Here is a 16,822-nt window from a genome sequence, read left to right as displayed (position 1 = left end):
ATACTACCCGCATAAACGGCACTGGAGGACTTACGATGGACATACGCAAGCTTAGATTGGACGAGAAAGCGCTCGGTACTTTAAGCGAGGAGCGAGATGAGTATGAACGAGATTATGCGAGACTCATTCAATCTCCCGCCTTTCGCCGCCTGCAAGGTAAATCACAAGTATTTGGCGCAGGTACGGGCGATTACTATAGAACAAGGCTAACCCACTCTCTCGAAGTGTCGCAGATTGCACGCGAGGTTGCTCGCAAGTTAGGCAAACAATATGATTTCCTTGCGCGCAAAGAGCATCCGGGGCTCATATTAGATCCCGCTGTCGTCGAGATTGCCGCGATCGCGCATGATTTGGGTCATCCCCCTTTTGGACATAAAGGTGAAGAAGTGCTCAACCATTTGCTCATGGAGGAGTATGGCATACCATACGAGGGCAATGCGCAAAATTTTCGAATATTGATGTTTTTAGAGAAAAGGGCAGGAAGCGGAAGCGGCCTTGATTTAACTGCAGCTGTCTTGCTTGCTATTAATAAATACCCTTTTAGCCTCAGTGAGCCTGGCCGTCTAAAAGGGCTTTACAGCACAGAGTGGGGAGAGATTGAACAGCTACGCCATTTATGGAAAATTCCAGAAGGCTGTTCAACATTGGAAGCACAGCTCATGGATTTATGTGATGACATCGCTTATTCCACACATGACATCGAAGACGGCATACGTGCAGGTAAAATCCAAATGAATCGCACTTTCTTTGAAGACAGCAGACTTATCGACCATGTTGTTCAGGAAATTGTCGAGGATAAAGGCAATACCGGAATCGGCTGGGGAGAGGTCGATATCCCTGCGATGGTGAAACGTGTACTCGTCTCCTATTTCGAGCAGTGGCAGGAGCTGTATGTAAGCTGTGATCGCGAAGCCTCGCGCACAAGGCGGGAGATGAAAGCGCGCTGGGTCAGCTTGTTTGCAGGCAAAGTCGGCATTATAGACGATACATCGCGCAGCTGGAAAAAGGTCACGTTCGTCAACAATGGGCAACAGGATATCGAGTTGCTCCGCACGATGGAGATTTTGAAGAAGCTTGCATGGGTGACCCTCATTAAGGATTTCCGTGTTCAGCGCTTGCAAATGCGCAGTGAAATCATGATAAGACGGTTATGGGACAGTTTCAAGGTTCAAGAATCTGGTCGCCTTATCATTCCGCCAGACTGGATAGAAAATTACGAGATCCATAAGAACAAATGGAGCTGGCCGCGATTTGTTGCGGATTATATTTCGGGTATGACCGATGCTTACGCCGAGAAGGTGTACGCCGAGCTTTATGCCAGCAAATCAGGTTCAATTTATGAAATGGATTAAACAAGCTAAAACGCCTTCGGCGTCCTTCTGACGCTGAAGCAGCTTAGACGGTGAAATATAAGATAAGGATGAGAAAATAATATACTTTCTTATATTTTAAAAAAAGCGCAGCCCTTGAATGAGTGTAACTCATTCGAAGCTGCGCTTTTTGTTATGGTTTAGTCTTGCTTAACATTGTAGCTAACCGCACTTGCAGAAAGGTCCGTAATATAATCGAAGAATCGAACAGGATCAACATCATAAACAAGGCTGACCGGGCGACCGCCTTCCACTTCCACCGTACGGCCCTGGCTAGGTCCATCCTTAATCACGCCGCTGTGTACCGTCTTAATTTCCACGAGATCCGGGTTGCCGACAACAGCTGTCGTTAGCACATCCCACAAATAATATGTCGAGTTCGTCTCCATATAAACAAGTGGAGGACATGCAGCATAACATTGACCGACAAAATCTAGTCCTTCATGCTTGCGAAGCGATGCCCAGCGGTTGCGTACATCCATCGTAAGAGGTACTTTGTTCGTGCTCTCAAGCGCAACAAGCAAAATCGGAATGCTGCTTGCCCATACGCGGTGCATAGATTCAGGGTCCCAGAAGGCATTCCATTCTGCGGTTCCGTCATGCTCAGGCTCTTGAACGTTGCCCTTCTCATTAAACGTGCCGCCCATCCATACAAGCTTCTCAATCTTTGCTTCCACATCCGGAGCTTCATCCAGCGCTCTTGCTAGATCCGTAAGCGGACCTGTGAACAGCAATGTCACCTTCTCATCCGATTTGCGAAGCTGTTCAATCATATGTTGATGCGCTGGCAGCGCAGATACTTTCGTGTTAATCGTTCCTGATTCATTCAAAATAGGCAGCGCGTCCACAAAAAACGTATGCATACGCCATTCAGCAGGGAATGGGTTTACACCGCGTGAATTTGATCTAGCCACTTCAAGCGATTTATTTTTGACAGGGTCGCCAAAGCGGTCAATGATTTTGCTGCTGGCTTTGCTGCCAGGCTCCAAATAGCCGTCGGCTGGAATAACGGATACCCCAAGCAGTTCAACATCTTTCATTTGCAAAAGAAGAAAAAGCGATACCAGGTCGTCTACACCGGCGTCATGATTAAAATAAAGCTTAACTCCCATATCTATCCATCCTTCCTGAGTATAAAACGATATATCGTTTGTCCATCCTATATAGAGAGGAGGTGAATTGTCAATGGCTAAGGATGTACTGTGCGAAGTGAATTCATGCAAGTTCTGGGCAGCAGGTAATCACTGCGGCGCCTCTTCTATTTATGTGGTCAGCAATCGCGGCAAGCAAGCCAGCAACTCCGAAGAAACAGATTGCAAAACGTTTGAAGCAAAGATCTAACGAAGGGCATTACCAATAGTAAGCAGCGCAAGCGACTATCCTTTATGAACAATAAGGCTTGTCCGAATACAGCTTGCGCTGCGCTATTGCTTCTTATTTTGTAACAGGAACCGCGTCAAAATACTCTTCCAGCACTTCTCCGCTCTTCACCATCTCAGTGGCCACATCCACACCTACATACCGCAAATGCCAAGGCTCATATTGATAGCCTGTAATCTTTTCTTTGCCTTCCAAGTAACGAATGATAAATCCGTACTCGTGCGCATACTTCTCAAGCCACTGCGCTTCCTTTGTATCTGCAAAACAATCGGCAGCCGCACACTTGCCGTCACTACCCGACACATCGATCGCCAGTCCCGTTTCATGCTCGCTTGTACCAGGTAGCGCGCTATAAGTTCTTGCCTTTTCGAGTCCATCCCTCTTTACATAGCGATCAAAGAGCGTTGTTTGCGTCCTATGCGAGCGATAAGCGGATACACCGGCCAACTGGATGTTGTCTTCCTCAGCGGCTGCAAACAGCTTCTCAAGCGCTGTAGCTGCATCCTGTCTCATCATGCGTTTTTCAATTTTCTCAGCAAATATAAACCGAACCTCAGGATAAACTAAATCCGTGGGATTGTATTCCTCCGGAAGCTTGTGCTGCTTATTCACAAGCACCGCGATATCCTCTGGTTTGGCAATAACGACCATTCCATCCTCAGTCTGCTCTGCTTTTCCTGTTCCAGAGCCCTTGCCGTTATTGCTTGAATCAGGCTTATCCGTAGCTGTTGGCTGTCCATCTGTTGGAGTTCCGCCGCTCGGCTTATCCGTAGGCTCAGAACCTATGCTGCCCGACACTTCCCCGCCGTTAGCGGAACCATCAGCGGAAGCTTGCTTTGGCGGAATCGTGGTTGTCTCATCCTTATTAAATAAAGAGTAACCAAACACCATTCCTGCGCATACAATAATAAACAGCAGCAGCCTTCTTCTTCTTTTTTTCATGATAAGCCTCCAACATATTTTTTTACATATATTTCATGTAATTATACTTGTAACCATGGTTTGTCTAATAGCATCTAATTAATAGACTACTAAATCAGCAATAATGTTTCAATCTAATAGCTTGGAAATGTTGTAATGAATAGGAATAAACAAAAATCCTAATAAATTTGTTTTTTACAATAAATTATGATTGGACATGGAGGAGCCTTTTGCCTTTTGACATTCGACTATAATTAGGAGCATAATGGATAAGAATTTACAGAACGAACGTATATTATGATTAGCGGCCTGGCTGCCTCTGTGAGATGGCCAGTTTTTGCTGTGAAAGGTAGGCGGTTATATGACATTTTTAACTCCAAAACGATTATTAAGCACTCGTCCCATCCTTTTCTTTTCATTTATTATGCTTCTCAAAAGCTATCTGGCTTGGATGGTCATTTTCGAGGATGGTTTTTCGTGGACTACTATTTTAAAAGAAATTCCGTTTGTCCTCATTGTTTATTGTCTCATAGAGTGGTTCGCTTCGAAACGTAAACTTATTTACTATTTAATAGCAAATCTAGTAATGACACTCATATTATTTGCCGTCATTATGTATTACAAGTATTACGGTGTTATTGTAACCTATCTCGCTCTAGAGCAGGTAAACCAAGTTACCGCGGTTAAAAATAGCGTATTTTCACTGATGGACCCTTATTACTTGCTCATCTTTATCGACATTATCATTATGGCTGTTCTGTTGTTTAGACCTAAGAAAGCCGTGAATTGGAAGAAACAAAGCTCCGTTAAGGAAAGCAAACGACTTGTCCTTGCCCTGTTCAGCATTTCAATTGCGCTTTGCTTGTTCAACATTTTGCCTAACCGCGCCAGCATGAATGAGATCGTCAAAGCGGAGCAAATGGGCATACTCAATTACGAGGCTTATATGATTTTCAAGAACAAAACGATTGACTTTGTTGATCCAAACCATATCACGCAAGAAAAAATCGATTCCGTCAAAAAGATCGAAACACCTGCCGCTCCGCAGCTGTGGAAAACAGCAGCAGGCAAAAACGTCATCATTATTCAAATGGAGTCATTTCAAAACTTCCTCGTCAACTTGAAGATTGACGGAAAAGAGATTACGCCTAACATTAATAAGCTGGTCAACGAAAACTATTACTTCAAGCATTTCTATCAGCAAGTCGGCCAAGGCAATACATCCGATGCGGAATTCGTCGTGAATACGTCTTTCTATATTCCGCCACGCGGCGCGGCAACGATGATTTATGCCGACAAAGAGCTTCCGAGCTTGCCGAAACTGCTGAAAGCAAACGGTTATGACACAACTACGTTCCATACGAATGTTGTTGAATTCTGGAATCGCGGCGAGCTTTACAAAGCGCTTGGTTTCGACCGTTACTACGATCAGAAGTTTTTTGGAGATGAAGATACCGTATTTTTTGGTGCTTCCGATGAGCAGCTTTACAAGAAAACAGCTGCTGAAATGTCACGCATGAGCGAGAATGGCAAACCATTTTATTCCCATGTTATTTCGATGACATCGCATCACCCATTCACCATTCCTGCTGACAAATACAAAATGACGCTCCCTGAGCGTTATGAGAAAACTTTTGTTGGTGACTATATCCGTGCACAAAACTACGCTGACTTCGCACTTGGCGAATTCATTGCAGATTTGAAGGAACGCGGCATTTGGGACAACAGCTTAATCTTGTTATACGGTGACCATCTCGGCCTTCCAGTATACTCGCTGGATCGTGATGACAAAGCGCTTATGGCTGAAATTTATGGTCATGAATATAGCTACACCGATATGATCAACATTCCGCTCGTTGTTGCATCGACAGGCGTAACAGAAGGCAAAGTATTCGATCAGCTTGGCGGTCAAGTTGACGTATTGCCTACGATCGCGAACATGCTTGGCATTTCCTTGGATGATCATATCCACTTCGGCCAAGACTTGTTTAATCAGTCGTATAACGTATTGCCACAACGTTATTATCTCCCGACTGGCTCATTCTTAAGCAGCAAAGAGCTATTCATGTCAGGCAGCGGATATGAGGACGGCAAGCACTATTCCTTAGCCGGAGACGGCATTACGGAGCAGGCTGCGACAGAAGATGAGTATCAGCGTGCATTAGAGCTCCTCAACTTATCTGACAGCTATGTTAGCCAGCTGCCTTCTTGGAAGACCAAATAATAATAAAACTAAAAGGCTCCCCTTGAAGCGTATATCACGCTTCGAGAGGAGCCTTTTTTTTTCGCAAATGACAAAGCTAGCTGCTTTTTACCGCTTCAAGTACTTCCTTCACATGTCCATCCACACTTACGCTGCGCCATTCCTTAACAAGCTTGCCCTGTTCATCAAGCAGGAAAGTCGATCGCTCGATACCCATAAATTCCTCACCGTTCCAGCTCCGCAGCTTCCATACGCCGAACAGCTCCGAAACCGTATGCTCGGTGTCAGACAGCAATAGGAATGGCAGCTCATGCTTGTCGACGAATTGCTCATGAGAGGCAAGATCATCTGGGCTGATTCCGATTACCTCTGTGTTGTTCGTGCCGAACTCGCCGTTAAAGTCACGGAAATCGCATGATTCAGTCGTACAGCCAGGCGTCATGTCGCGCGGATAAAAATAAATAACGAGCTTCTTGCCTGAGTAATCTGCAAGCTCAACTTCTTTGCCATTGGATGCTTGCAGCTTAAAATTCGGGACCTGGTCCCCTACTTTTAAATGTTCTCCCATCGTTGAATGCTCCTCTACTTTTTATTTTCAATCAGCAAGCCTTGCTCGCCTTCCACCAAGTACAGCTCACCCAGCCCGCACACGGTCACATGAACCGGGAAGCTCTCTGCGGTTTTGTTCGTAAAATGCCAGCGTCTTCCTTTTCCAACCACTATAAATATACCATTATCATCGCCGATCGGATTGAAATTGTCATTGCGCGTCCTGTAGGTCATGATGCCAAGCTCTGCAAATTGATCGACTGCTGTAGGAACGTCGCTGGTCGTTATGCCAATTTCACTGATACAGAGAATGTCTTGCTGCGGGTCAAAGGTACGCTCAACACCGTTATCCATCGTATGGCGGGCAATCAGCTCTAAAATATTACCCGACGGGTCTTCAAAATAAACAGAATGCGAGTTCCATGATTCACTATACGACACATCCTGACCTGCCTCCGTACCGATTGGAACAAGTGCTTCGATCCACTTTTTTGCTTCCTCAAGCTTATTCTCTGGAATCGTAAAGGCAAAGTGATAACAATACGCTTCAGCAGCTTGATCACCAGTCTCTTGGAAGGTCAGCTCGCTCCAGCCTGCCTGAACAGTAAAGCTGTCCTTCTCAGAGCGAATAACCGGCAATGCCAGCACATCCCTATAAAAAGGCAAAATGCTTGCTGCTTTTTCTGTCAAAAGCACCAGCTTTTCTATAATCATCTTACACCTCGTTATGTTCGTGATACAAAACACTTTCCGTTACGAAAGCTTTTGCCTGTGCTTTATCATCATATAGACCATATGCGAGCATGAGCTTCGTTAATGCAGCCTCAACCGACAGCTTCTCAATTACAATGGCACCCGCTTCAATAAGGCGCAGCGACGACGAATATAGGGCTGCCGAACGATCTCGGATCGGACATATGTATACATCGATGCCAAGCTTTTTACAGTTTGCAATAAACGCAGGAAGAGAGTACGGCCCTGCTTCTATTGCGCTTGCTGTACCCGAATGATGCAAATCATGGAGGATCGCCTTCGGCCGAATCGTTGTAAAATCATACAGCGAATAGTTCAAGCCCGGATATGGCCGAATATAGACGATGCTGGAATCGAGCTTAAGGGTGTCCGGCTCCCATGCAAACGACGCTTTAGGCTTAGTACTCAGCGCTTCCGGTCTTGGATTTCTCTCATGCTCCAGCCAGTTGAACACTCGGTCTGCCATCTTTCCGTACGGCACGCCGTAGGGGCTGCCGAATTGATCCGTAAAGGACATCGCTTGCGTAACTCTAGTTGCTAAGTAAACAAGTGCATCCCCTTTGTCATCCTCGTAAACGACAAATACGCCCGGCAGCTGTGCATCCACTACAAAATTGATTGCATTTGCAAAATTACGGCGCCCATTGCTTCTTTCATCGGCAACCGGGTAATTGCTGGCGGTCAGCACAATTGGAATTTTTGTATCTGCGAACAAATAACCGATCATCGCTGCGCTGTAAGCCAGCGTATCCGAACCATGGGTGATGACTATCCCAGCATACGAGTCGGTATCTATCCCATGGACAGCCTCTGCAAGCGCGATCCAATCCTCGGTCGTCATATTTTCACTTAACAAGTTAAGCGGCTGTATCGCATCAATTCTAACATCATCGCGCTGCTCAGCACTGTTGATATAATCATCTATAAGCGAATAAGATCCCGCGTCATTAACATCGATGCCGTTTCCCTGCTTTTTGCTTCCAATGGTCCCGCCTGTAAAAACAACCAATAACTGCTTCACAAATGTTCCTCCTTATTGTCTTGCAATCGCTAGCCAGCGATAAAAAAAGATAACTTCTACTATCGTATATGCGGCTCTACACTCTGGTCAAGGCACAAGCTCTATCCTTACATGTTGCCCTGTGCAACTCGCTTCATACGAGATCACTTCGCCTATTCCTCCAATTAAAAAAGGAGGTGCTGGGCATTTGCAACTCACATGCCTACAGCATCCTCCATTCATTTAATCTCGCTCCTGTTTTCCTTGCTTCCGCCAAAAATCATCGAACTGCTTAAGCAATTCCTCCGTAGAAATGACATTCATCAAATGTTGTCGACCCAAATCCGTTCCCATTTGAAAAAATTGACTGTAATTTTTATAATAGCTCGGTTTTCTTACGCCCTGAAACCGATCCGGGTCATTTGCCATCAGCATATAAGGGGCATACGGCCCTGTAGAATACTTTTCCTCTTCAATCGTATTGTTATAGATGGATATAACGCCTGAGGCATCAGCAAAGGCACGATTGTTCTCAATCGATGACAAATAGGAAATGAATTTCCAAGCCTCATCCTTATGCTTAGACTGGGAAGCAATCCCCCAGCCGGCTGCACCAACGTTGTAATGAGAGATCCCATCAGGCCCTGTAGGCAAAGGGGCTGTTGCCCACTGGCTGCTCTCCAGCTTTTCCTTGATCATCTCTATCACGTCTGAGTCTTGGATAAGCAAAGCCGCATTGCCGTTCACAAATGCTTGAACCTGTTCATTAAAGCCCCAATCTATGGACGCAGGATCTGAGATCTCTGTATAAATCTTCTTGTAAAGCTCAACAGCCTCTGCTGCCCGCTTGCCTGAGAATATCGTCGAGCCATCCGTATTAAACATGGAATCGCTTATATCGACGTTCTCTCCGTTATAGTCCTGAACGATTGAAGACAACGTATTAACGGCACCACTGCCTCCGCGAAAGGAAAAGCCGTATATCCTCTCCATCGGCTTCGTCAATTGCTTGCCGACAAAGAAGAGCTGCTCCCATGTTTCTGGCACTTGCAGCGCCTTGGCATCGAACCAATCCTTGCGATAATAAAGCTGCACTTGATAAAGACTGCTCGGAATATAATAAGCAACATCGCCTGCATCTCTAGACATCAGCTTTGCATTATTGTTAAGCAGCATATAATTGCTCCATGATGAAATATAACTCTCCAAGCTGGTTATCAGACCACTTTCCGCAAGCTGATGTACCGTAACGTCCCGCACCTCAACAATATCAATCGCTTGATTCTGCTCCAGCATCGTCAAGATCGTCTGATCAGCGGTCTCGTATTCTGATGTCACTCTCACAATCTCAATGGTTGGATTGTCGAGTTCAAATTGTGCAATTAATTTGTCTAATTCCACTGTCCGCAGCGGCGTCATTAGGCTCTCAACAATTTTTAAAGTCACCTTATTCGGAGCTGGTGTCTGTTCAAGCGGTTCCGAACTATTTGGATTAAGCGTACAACCGCTTATGAAAGATATTATGATAATTAACGAGAGCGGGTATAGTGCTTTGCCCATTTGAGTGAGCTTCATAAATTCCCTCCCGATCAAAAAGTAATGATGCATAACCATTACTTTCTTTATCGGCTACACGCGCTTCAATCAATACAGCTGACCTCTTCTTTTTTTTCAAAATACCACAGATAAAATGGAACGAGCGCCCTCATTTATTGCGCGTAACTCATCAAATGCCTCACTGTCTCATCGATAAGCCCATCGTGGACGGTCGGATTATAGTTCAGCCGGTCGTGATAGCCAATAAAGATACATCTTCTACGCGCATCCTTTTCCCTCAAGCGGCGCCAGCCCTCCTCCAGCTGGTTGCAATAATCACGGGAAGCCTCCGCTGGTACGAGGAAGAGAACGCTGCTGCAGCCTAGCTCAGCGATCTCCCTTAGCGAGCTCGTATCAAGAAATCCGATCTGGTGTGCCGACTTCGGATAGGTCATTTGTAGATCGTCATAAAAAAGGTCCTTCATCTTGCGGCGGCGCGGGCCAAATATTCGAAAGCCCGTTTTTCCGGCATGAACAATTAAGATAGGCTCATCGCCTAAACTGTTTTTGAGCTGCTCACGCGCGTTTTGCACCTTCATCTCATAATAGGACAACCAGCGCTCTGCTACGGTGGACAAGCCTAATGCATTGCTTATCTCAAGCAGCCGCTCCTTCCAGGAATAAGCCTTCCAATCGAGCATTAGAACCGGAGCGATAGCCGAACATGCCGCGTACATTTCCTCATCCAGCATACCTGCCAATATGAGATCCGGCTCCGCTTCACGCAGCTGCTGGAGCACCCGTTCATGCTGATGAGTGCTCAACCGAATAAAGGACAAGCAAGTAGGCATTCCGATAGCTGATAGGTCGCCCGCGAACACAGATACAAGCGTGGCTACTCGTTTCTTCGCAAGCTGAGCATATTCCGTAGGAGCCAGTCCCATATGTTTCTTAAACAGCCGGCTAAAATAGTACTCGTCAGGATAGCCGACGGAATGGGCTACGTCGACGATGGAAGAGGACGTACCCGAGAGCATGCGCATAGAAGCATCGAGCCTCAGCTTGGTCATATATTTAAGCGGTGTAAGTCCTGTATAACTGCGAAAGGCTTGATAAAAACGGCTTGTACTCACCCCGGAGGATCTTGCAAGCTCCTCCATATCCATCGGTGTGCTTAATTGCTCAATCATAAATTGCTTGGCTTGCTCGACGTAGCCAATTAAATCAGCTTCAGTCTCTCTCGGCTGCTGGACGGACTGAATGAGCGCAGCGACCATTGCATAAAGCTGTGATTGCAGCTGATAGTATAAAACCACATCATCAGTACCGCAGTCGCTTTGAAAGTCCTGAAGCCAGCTTCTCGCCTGCGGCAGCCTCAGCAGTTTTAATCCCATACTGTCTCGGTAAGGGAGCATCTCCGCGCCTGCTGCTGTCGAACCGCTTCGGAAGCGAATAAGTACGATTTCAGCTAGATGGTTGCCCTCATTAAGCAGCGTACATTCACAATGGGACGGAATGAGAAACAGCTCACCGCCAACGGCTTTTTTAGTCGTGTGCTGCCCCTTCTTCACAATGGAAACCTTTATTTTATGTTGAAGCACAAACGCAAAGCATTGCTCCTCTCGATTGTTCAACTGCATATGCTGCAGCGATGGGAGCTTAACTTCCTCCGTGCCAATATAGAGCATTTCACCGTACTTTGTTTGATTCGGTTGCTGCGACATGCGCGCTCACATCCTTAATAAACAATATTATTTTATAAATTGTAAATAATAATAATTATCATTGTCAATGCTGTAAGTAGAGTAAGCTTATTCCAAATGACAGCTGATGAGCGATCCCTTATGTTTCACTTCACCCTCAAGCATAGAAAAACAGAAGCTTTCCTTATCATAAAGATCGAGGTGACTTAACTTGAAGATGTCTACTAACGATGTTTCCAAAGAGCATCATCAACATAGCAAGGAAGAGCCTAAAGTCAATCCGCGCAGCAGCAAGCGTTATTTTGGCCGCGGCGGCGTGAAGGTTGCACTTATGAAGCTCCTCATCGACCAGCCAATGCACGGTTACCAGATGATGAAGGCTTTAGAGGAGCAGTCTGGCGGACTTTATGTACCCAGTGCCGGCTCCATTTATCCCACGCTTCAGATGCTTGTGGGATCCGGCTTCGTCTCCGTTCAGTTAGAGGATGGCGCCAAAAAAGTCTATAAAATTACCGAGCAAGGTCGTGCAGCATTGCAGCTGCTTCCTGAAAAAACAAGGCATAATAAAGCCGAGGGCGGCAGCCCGTCACCAAAAGCCGAATCGTTCCGGAATGAGAAAATTCGGATTAAGCTTGGATTATCGATTGAATCCTTTAATCTGCTTAAGCTGGTAACACGCGCCGAACAAGAAGCATCCGCGAGCAAAGAGCAAGCAGAAGAGCTGCAGCGTCTGTTAACTGAGCAGCAGCAGCAAATCAGCGCMTTTCTCGATGGGTCCGTGCAAAATGCGAATGAAGCTAAGGTTCCATACGAATTGGCCGGACGTTAAGTAACAAGAAAAGGGTTATCGCATAGGTCTTTGTCATGCACCAAAGACCCTGGATAACCCTGCTTTATTAACTAGTGAGTTGAATCATGCGAAACATGATGACCCTTAAGCGTTTGACCGCTATGCAAACGATCCGTTTTCTCAGCATCCTGTTTGCGTCCCATAAAAGGCCACCAGTTAGCAGGACCGAAAGTGCGTACCATAACTGGAATGAATAATGGAAGCATCAACAATGCATAGATGAACAGTCCACAAAGCACAATAGTTGCAATTTGCAGAAGTGACATTACTCCTGAAGGAAGCATCGCTGCGAATGTCCCGCCTAGAATAACAGCTGCAGACATAATTACCGTACCCATGTTTTTCATCGCTTCCAAAATGGCTTCCTGAGGCGACAGATGGCGGTATTCTTTAAAGCGATCCATCAAGAAAATACTATAATCAATTCCTAGTGCGACGAGCATGACGAATCCGAAAAATGGAACCGCCCAGCTAATACCCGACTGCCCAAGCAGCCTTACGAATATGACCTCTGCAATCGCCATCGAGGAATAGAACGTAACGAGAAGCGATGCGATCATATAAAGCGGCATGACGATCGAGCGGAACAAAAGGATAAGGATAATTGAAATGCCGATGAGCATGAGAATAACCGTACGCGAATAATCCGACGCTGAAATATTGCTCAAATCGTTATTCATACTCGTTACACCGCCGACAGCTACCTGTGATCCGTTATAATCGGTGTTTTGAATCGCGCGGTGAACAGCTGCTTCCAATCCGTCGATTTGCGCCATCGTTTCCTGTGCATACGGATTGCCTTTAAATATGACATCGAACTTCGCTGTTTGGCGATCCTCCGACATATACACATTAAGGGCAGCCTGAAATTCCTTGTTCGCAATGGCTTCCTCTGGAATATAAAAGCCCGTCATTTGCTTATTCGGCGATTCCGCTAGACTATTCAAATATCCGCCAGCGGATGTGAGTCCATCGGTTACCTTCGTTAAGCCGTCAACGCTTTGATCCAAACCGCCGGTCAATTCGCCCAGCTGATCGTTCAGCGATGCAAACCCAGCCTGCAGTTCCTTCTGACCATCCGATAGTTCATTAAAGCCCTGCGTGACACCAGGCAGCTTCGATACAATTTGACCTTGGCCTGCGGCTGCCTGCTCAATTCCTTTTTGCAGTTCTCCAAGTCCTGCAGCAAGCTTGCCAAGACCCGAAGCTAGCGCCGTTTGCCCTTCACTTGCTTGCAGGAAACCGGCATTTGCTTGTGTCATTCCCGCTGAAATGCCTGTCAGCTGCTCATTAAGCTGAGACAACTGCCCGCTGATTCCTGCTGCTCCTTGCTGGAGATTTCCAAGAGCAAGCATGGTTTGTTTAAAAGTCTCATCGGCTTGCAGCTCTGGGTGACTTTCCTGAAGTGCAGTCAAACTTTGCTGTACGCCGGATAATCCGCTCGCCAGTTTCTCCTGTTCAGATGCAATCGCGCTATACGCACCAGTAAGCTGACCAAGACCGCCGCCTAGCTGCTCGTAGCTGCTAAGCAATTTACGGCTCGCGCCTGCCAGCTGCTCCGCACTCGCCTGCGCCTGCTTCAAGCCCTCGCTAAGCTCTCCCGCACCTGCAGATCCATCCTGCAGCCCTTGCTGAATCTTCTTCAAACCTGCGCCAAGCTGTACAATGCCAGCCTTCAGCTCATTCGTACCATTAACGAGCTTACCGGCGCCGTCAACAGCTTCATTTAATTTCGGCTTATTCTCGCTTAACGCGCTGCTTGCCTCGGAGAGACCATCACCGATTTTGCCCAAGCCTTCGCCGCTTTGACCAAGCCCACTCTCAAGGGTGGTAACTTGATCTGCCACGAGAAATTGCTCCATTACATCACCTGTCGGACGAGTTGCACTGCGAACGGCCTTGATGCCTCCAGAATTCGCAAGCTCGCGGCTGATTTGCTCTAGTACAGCAAGCCCCTCAGGTGTGTCCATCGGTTTATCAGCTTTGACCACAACGGTAGTAGGCAGTGAATCACCAGGTCCAAAGCTATCCGCAATAATGTTGAACGCTTTAACAGAGTCATATTTATCGCCAATCTCATCCAGCGAGTTAAAAGAAATTGTGCCTTTATACGCTGTAAGGAAAGGTACAATAATTACTGCCAAAATAACGAGCGCCCACAAAGGGCGTTTTAGTGAAAACTTACCCACTGTACCCCAAAGCTTGCTCGGCTTATGCTCAAGCGAGCCTTTCGCCGGCCAAAACAATTTTGTACCCAGCACCGCCATAAAAAACGGCACGATCGTAAACAATGCGATAAGCAGTACCGCTACCCCGACTGCAACGGCTACTGCCGAGCGGTAAAGCATAAACGTTGAGAATCCGATTGCTGAGAATCCCACCAACACAGCTAAGCCAGAAAATAATACGGTTCTTCCCGCAGTACGGTAAGTTTGAACAATCGCTTCTGTCTTGTCGCCGCCGCTATGCGTCAACTCTTCCTTGAAGCGGCTAATGAGCAGGATGCAATAGTCTGTGCCGATCCCAAATAATACGGCAACCAAGAAAATTTGCGTGAAGTTGGAAAGCGGAAAATCAAAATATTTGACTAAAAACGCAATAACGGATTGTGATATTAAATAAGTAAATCCAACGGCCACTAGCGGAACGAGCGGCGCAATCGCAGAACGAAATACAACAAACAAAATAATTAAAATAAATCCAAGCGTAATAAACTCGGTTTTCTTAAGCCCTTCCTGCGAGCTTTGTACAACATCCTCAGAAATAAGCCAGTTTCCTGTATAATAATGCTCTACTTTTACATCTGAAATCGTCTCATAGAGACCGTCTCTCAGCTCAGCAAGCTCACGGTCGCCAGCCTCGACATTAACGAGCGCTAGGATGGTGCTTCCATCCTTCGATACCATTTGCTCCTCAAGCTCTTTGGTATCAAAATGAGTCGTCACGGAGAGAACCCCGATAGCCTCGCCTTTGCTCTTCAGCTCATCGATTCCTCTCTTCACTTCCGCTAAGTCGGCATCCTCCAGACCGCCATCCTTATGGAATACAAGCACGGTTGGCATTCCGCTGCTGGCGCCTGCATTATCGCCTCCGCCAATCGAGTTCTCCAAGTCCCTGGCGACTGACGAAGAATATCCATCAGGCACGTTGATTTGCCCTTTCGTACGAACAAGCTCTTCCATATTCGGCGCGCTGAGCATTAAACCTACGGCAGCAGCAAGCCACAATATAAGAACAAACCATCTAAATTTCAAAACGGTTCTCATCTTTGTTCCCCCTCAAATATAATAAAACTATGGATTCATCATTTCTTTAGCAAGCTTCTCGAAGGTTTCGATAAAACAGTTCGCTTCCTGCTCTTCAAAACGATTAATGTATTTGGCCAGCAGCACTTGTATCTTATCCTCCATGAGGTCGCAAACCTGCTTGCCTTCCTCGGTTAGCGCTAAATAGATGACCCTGCGATCCTTCTCATCTGGAAATCTTTGAATTAAGTTTTTATCAAATAATCGCGTAATGATCGCGGTTATTGAGCTTTTGCCCACGCAAAAAATGTCCGCTAATTCGGATGATGTGCTCATTTCCTTCGAATGCAAATAACGTAGTGTCGCAAACTGGTCTACCGTCAGATCATCTGGCATTAACTCGCGGATCATCGCATTTAATCGACGGTTTACAAGAAAATTAGCCGCTTCGTAGCGATCGATGAGTTGTTTCAATGATGCTCGATCCACACTGGTGTCCCCCTTTATATGTAGTTTCTAAATATCCACGAAATTAATTCTATTATGAAACAGTTCGATAATAGAACTATATCAAACGATTTTATTTAAAACAACGCCTTAATTTAGAATATATTGTGAACAGATGTGTACAAGAGAAGGACAAGCCATTTGCTTTTTTTAAGCTGCCGTTTATATACTAGTGAAGTAATCAAACCAACCATTATTGGAGGTATGTCGTATGTACGATATCGTTATTATTGGTGCTGGTCCGGCTGGAGCAAGTGCAGCCATTTTTACTGCAAAAGCAGGCAAAAAGACGCTCGTGTTTGAGAACAACAAAGGAATGACAAAACGCGCTTGGTTCGAGAACTACTACGGAATTTCAGAAATTGGCGGCCCCGACCTTGTGGATACAGGCAAACGACAGGCTGAGAAATTCGGAGCAGAGTTCAAGGAGGAAACCGTACAAAATATCGTTGCCATCACTGATGGCCTGCGGGTGGAAACAGACGGCGGAAGCTATGAAGGAAGGCATGTACTTATTGCTACAGGCGTTTCGACTGAGCTGGCTGAGCATATCGGGATCTCTACAAAACCGGGTACCGAGCCTCGTATCAAAACCGTTATTGCGGTCGACGCGGCTGGTAAAACGAATATTGATCACATTTGGGCGGCAGGAACAGTTGCTGGAGTAAGCGTGCATGCAGTCGTTACTGCAGGGGATGGGGCAAAAGCTGCCATTAACATCATTAGCGAATTAAACGGCGAACGTTATGTGGATCACGATATTTTAAAGGTTTAACAGTATCTTCCTGAAACAAAAGCAGGATAT

14 protein-coding genes are annotated in these 16,822 nt (G+C 46.2%); 5 read left to right on the top strand and 9 right to left on the bottom strand.

Annotation, left to right across the window (positions count from 1 at the left end; genetic code table 11):
• Positions 1–35 precede the first annotated feature (35 nt).
• Positions 36–1,352, top strand: coding sequence for a deoxyguanosinetriphosphate triphosphohydrolase family protein (locus AC1DM9_RS19125; RefSeq protein ID WP_441874662.1), 1,317 nt, complete (start codon positions 36–38; stop codon positions 1,350–1,352).
• 158 nt (positions 1,353–1,510) lie between these two features.
• On the opposite strand, the gene AC1DM9_RS19120 is transcribed toward AC1DM9_RS19125, so the two are convergent.
• Entirely contained in the window at positions 1,511–2,482 is a 972-nt protein-coding gene (locus AC1DM9_RS19120; protein WP_441874661.1) for a nucleoside hydrolase, read from the bottom strand.
• A gap of 73 nt (positions 2,483–2,555) precedes the next feature.
• Between AC1DM9_RS19120 and AC1DM9_RS19115 the strand changes: the two genes are divergently transcribed.
• Positions 2,556–2,711, top strand: a complete 156-nt coding sequence (locus tag AC1DM9_RS19115) for a DUF1540 domain-containing protein (protein WP_076266302.1) — start codon at positions 2,556–2,558, stop codon at positions 2,709–2,711.
• A 93-nt stretch (positions 2,712–2,804) separates the two neighbouring features.
• Here AC1DM9_RS19115 and AC1DM9_RS19110 read toward each other — a convergent pair whose 3' ends face one another.
• Positions 2,805–3,692 carry a M15 family metallopeptidase gene (locus AC1DM9_RS19110; protein WP_477511234.1) on the bottom strand — a complete coding sequence of 296 codons (888 nt, stop codon included), beginning with the start codon at positions 3,690–3,692 and terminating at the stop codon, positions 2,805–2,807.
• A 340-nt stretch (positions 3,693–4,032) separates the two neighbouring features.
• Between AC1DM9_RS19110 and AC1DM9_RS19105 the strand changes: the two genes are divergently transcribed.
• Complete coding sequence (locus tag AC1DM9_RS19105) at positions 4,033–5,895, top strand: LTA synthase family protein (RefSeq protein WP_339205448.1); 1,863 nt, start codon at positions 4,033–4,035, stop codon at positions 5,893–5,895.
• 76 nt (positions 5,896–5,971) lie between these two features.
• Here the strand turns inward: AC1DM9_RS19105 and bcp are convergent, their stop codons facing one another.
• From bcp to AC1DM9_RS19080, 5 genes are all read right to left on the bottom strand, one after another.
• On the bottom strand, positions 5,972–6,442 hold the full coding sequence (gene bcp, locus AC1DM9_RS19100) for a thioredoxin-dependent thiol peroxidase (protein WP_339205449.1): 471 nt from the start codon (positions 6,440–6,442) through the stop codon (positions 5,972–5,974).
• A 14-nt stretch (positions 6,443–6,456) separates the two neighbouring features.
• Positions 6,457–7,137 carry a VOC family protein gene (locus AC1DM9_RS19095; RefSeq protein WP_477511235.1) on the bottom strand — a complete coding sequence of 227 codons (681 nt, stop codon included), beginning with the start codon at positions 7,135–7,137 and terminating at the stop codon, positions 6,457–6,459.
• Position 7,138: 1 nt separating this feature from the next.
• Positions 7,139–8,197: an asparaginase gene (locus AC1DM9_RS19090; protein ID WP_477511236.1), complete on the bottom strand. Its 1,059-nt coding sequence runs from the start codon at positions 8,195–8,197 to the stop codon at positions 7,139–7,141.
• A gap of 222 nt (positions 8,198–8,419) precedes the next feature.
• Entirely contained in the window at positions 8,420–9,751 is a 1,332-nt protein-coding gene (locus AC1DM9_RS19085; RefSeq protein ID WP_477581644.1) for an ABC transporter substrate-binding protein, read from the bottom strand.
• A 134-nt stretch (positions 9,752–9,885) separates the two neighbouring features.
• Positions 9,886–11,436 carry a helix-turn-helix domain-containing protein gene (locus tag AC1DM9_RS19080; RefSeq protein ID WP_477511238.1) on the bottom strand — a complete coding sequence of 517 codons (1,551 nt, stop codon included), beginning with the start codon at positions 11,434–11,436 and terminating at the stop codon, positions 9,886–9,888.
• Between the two features lie 196 nt (positions 11,437–11,632).
• Between AC1DM9_RS19080 and AC1DM9_RS19075 the strand changes: the two genes are divergently transcribed.
• A complete protein-coding gene (locus tag AC1DM9_RS19075) occupies positions 11,633–12,244 on the top strand; it encodes a PadR family transcriptional regulator (RefSeq protein ID WP_477511239.1) in 612 nt (203 codons plus the stop codon).
• 71 nt (positions 12,245–12,315) lie between these two features.
• Here AC1DM9_RS19075 and AC1DM9_RS19070 read toward each other — a convergent pair whose 3' ends face one another.
• Both AC1DM9_RS19070 and AC1DM9_RS19065 read right to left on the bottom strand, forming a co-directional pair.
• Entirely contained in the window at positions 12,316–15,531 is a 3,216-nt protein-coding gene (locus AC1DM9_RS19070; RefSeq protein WP_477581642.1) for an MMPL family transporter, read from the bottom strand.
• Positions 15,532–15,558: 27 nt separating this feature from the next.
• Positions 15,559–15,999: a MarR family winged helix-turn-helix transcriptional regulator gene (locus AC1DM9_RS19065; protein ID WP_076266311.1), complete on the bottom strand. Its 441-nt coding sequence runs from the start codon at positions 15,997–15,999 to the stop codon at positions 15,559–15,561.
• 229 nt (positions 16,000–16,228) lie between these two features.
• Between AC1DM9_RS19065 and AC1DM9_RS19060 the strand changes: the two genes are divergently transcribed.
• The gene (locus tag AC1DM9_RS19060; RefSeq protein ID WP_441957463.1) at positions 16,229–16,792 is read left to right on the top strand and encodes an FAD-dependent oxidoreductase; all 564 of its coding nucleotides are present in this window, start codon (positions 16,229–16,231) and stop codon (positions 16,790–16,792) included.
• Positions 16,793–16,822 lie beyond the last annotated feature (30 nt).

It is taken from the genome of Paenibacillus sp. 01T431, assembly GCF_056398625.1.
The sequence above is the reverse complement of the archived record's forward strand: the minus strand, read 5'-3'. Positions and strand labels throughout refer to the sequence as shown.

Coding starts and splice junctions, on each gene's coding strand:
- AC1DM9_RS19125 (WP_441874662.1), top strand. CDS start 36: ATGGACATACGCAAGCTTAGATTGGACGAGAAAGCGCTCGGTACTTTA.
- AC1DM9_RS19070 (WP_477581642.1), bottom strand. CDS start 15,531: ATGAGAACCGTTTTGAAATTTAGATGGTTTGTTCTTATATTGTGGCTT.
- AC1DM9_RS19095 (WP_477511235.1), bottom strand. CDS start 7,137: ATGATTATAGAAAAGCTGGTGCTTTTGACAGAAAAAGCAGCAAGCATT.
- AC1DM9_RS19120 (WP_441874661.1), bottom strand. CDS start 2,482: ATGGGAGTTAAGCTTTATTTTAATCATGACGCCGGTGTAGACGACCTG.
- AC1DM9_RS19110 (WP_477511234.1), bottom strand. CDS start 3,692: ATGAAAAAAAGAAGAAGAAGGCTGCTGCTGTTTATTATTGTATGCGCA.
- bcp (WP_339205449.1), bottom strand. CDS start 6,442: ATGGGAGAACATTTAAAAGTAGGGGACCAGGTCCCGAATTTTAAGCTG.
- AC1DM9_RS19115 (WP_076266302.1), top strand. CDS start 2,556: ATGGCTAAGGATGTACTGTGCGAAGTGAATTCATGCAAGTTCTGGGCA.
- AC1DM9_RS19105 (WP_339205448.1), top strand. CDS start 4,033: ATGACATTTTTAACTCCAAAACGATTATTAAGCACTCGTCCCATCCTT.
- AC1DM9_RS19085 (WP_477581644.1), bottom strand. CDS start 9,751: ATGAAGCTCACTCAAATGGGCAAAGCACTATACCCGCTCTCGTTAATT.
- AC1DM9_RS19080 (WP_477511238.1), bottom strand. CDS start 11,436: ATGTCGCAGCAACCGAATCAAACAAAGTACGGTGAAATGCTCTATATT.
- AC1DM9_RS19060 (WP_441957463.1), top strand. CDS start 16,229: ATGTACGATATCGTTATTATTGGTGCTGGTCCGGCTGGAGCAAGTGCA.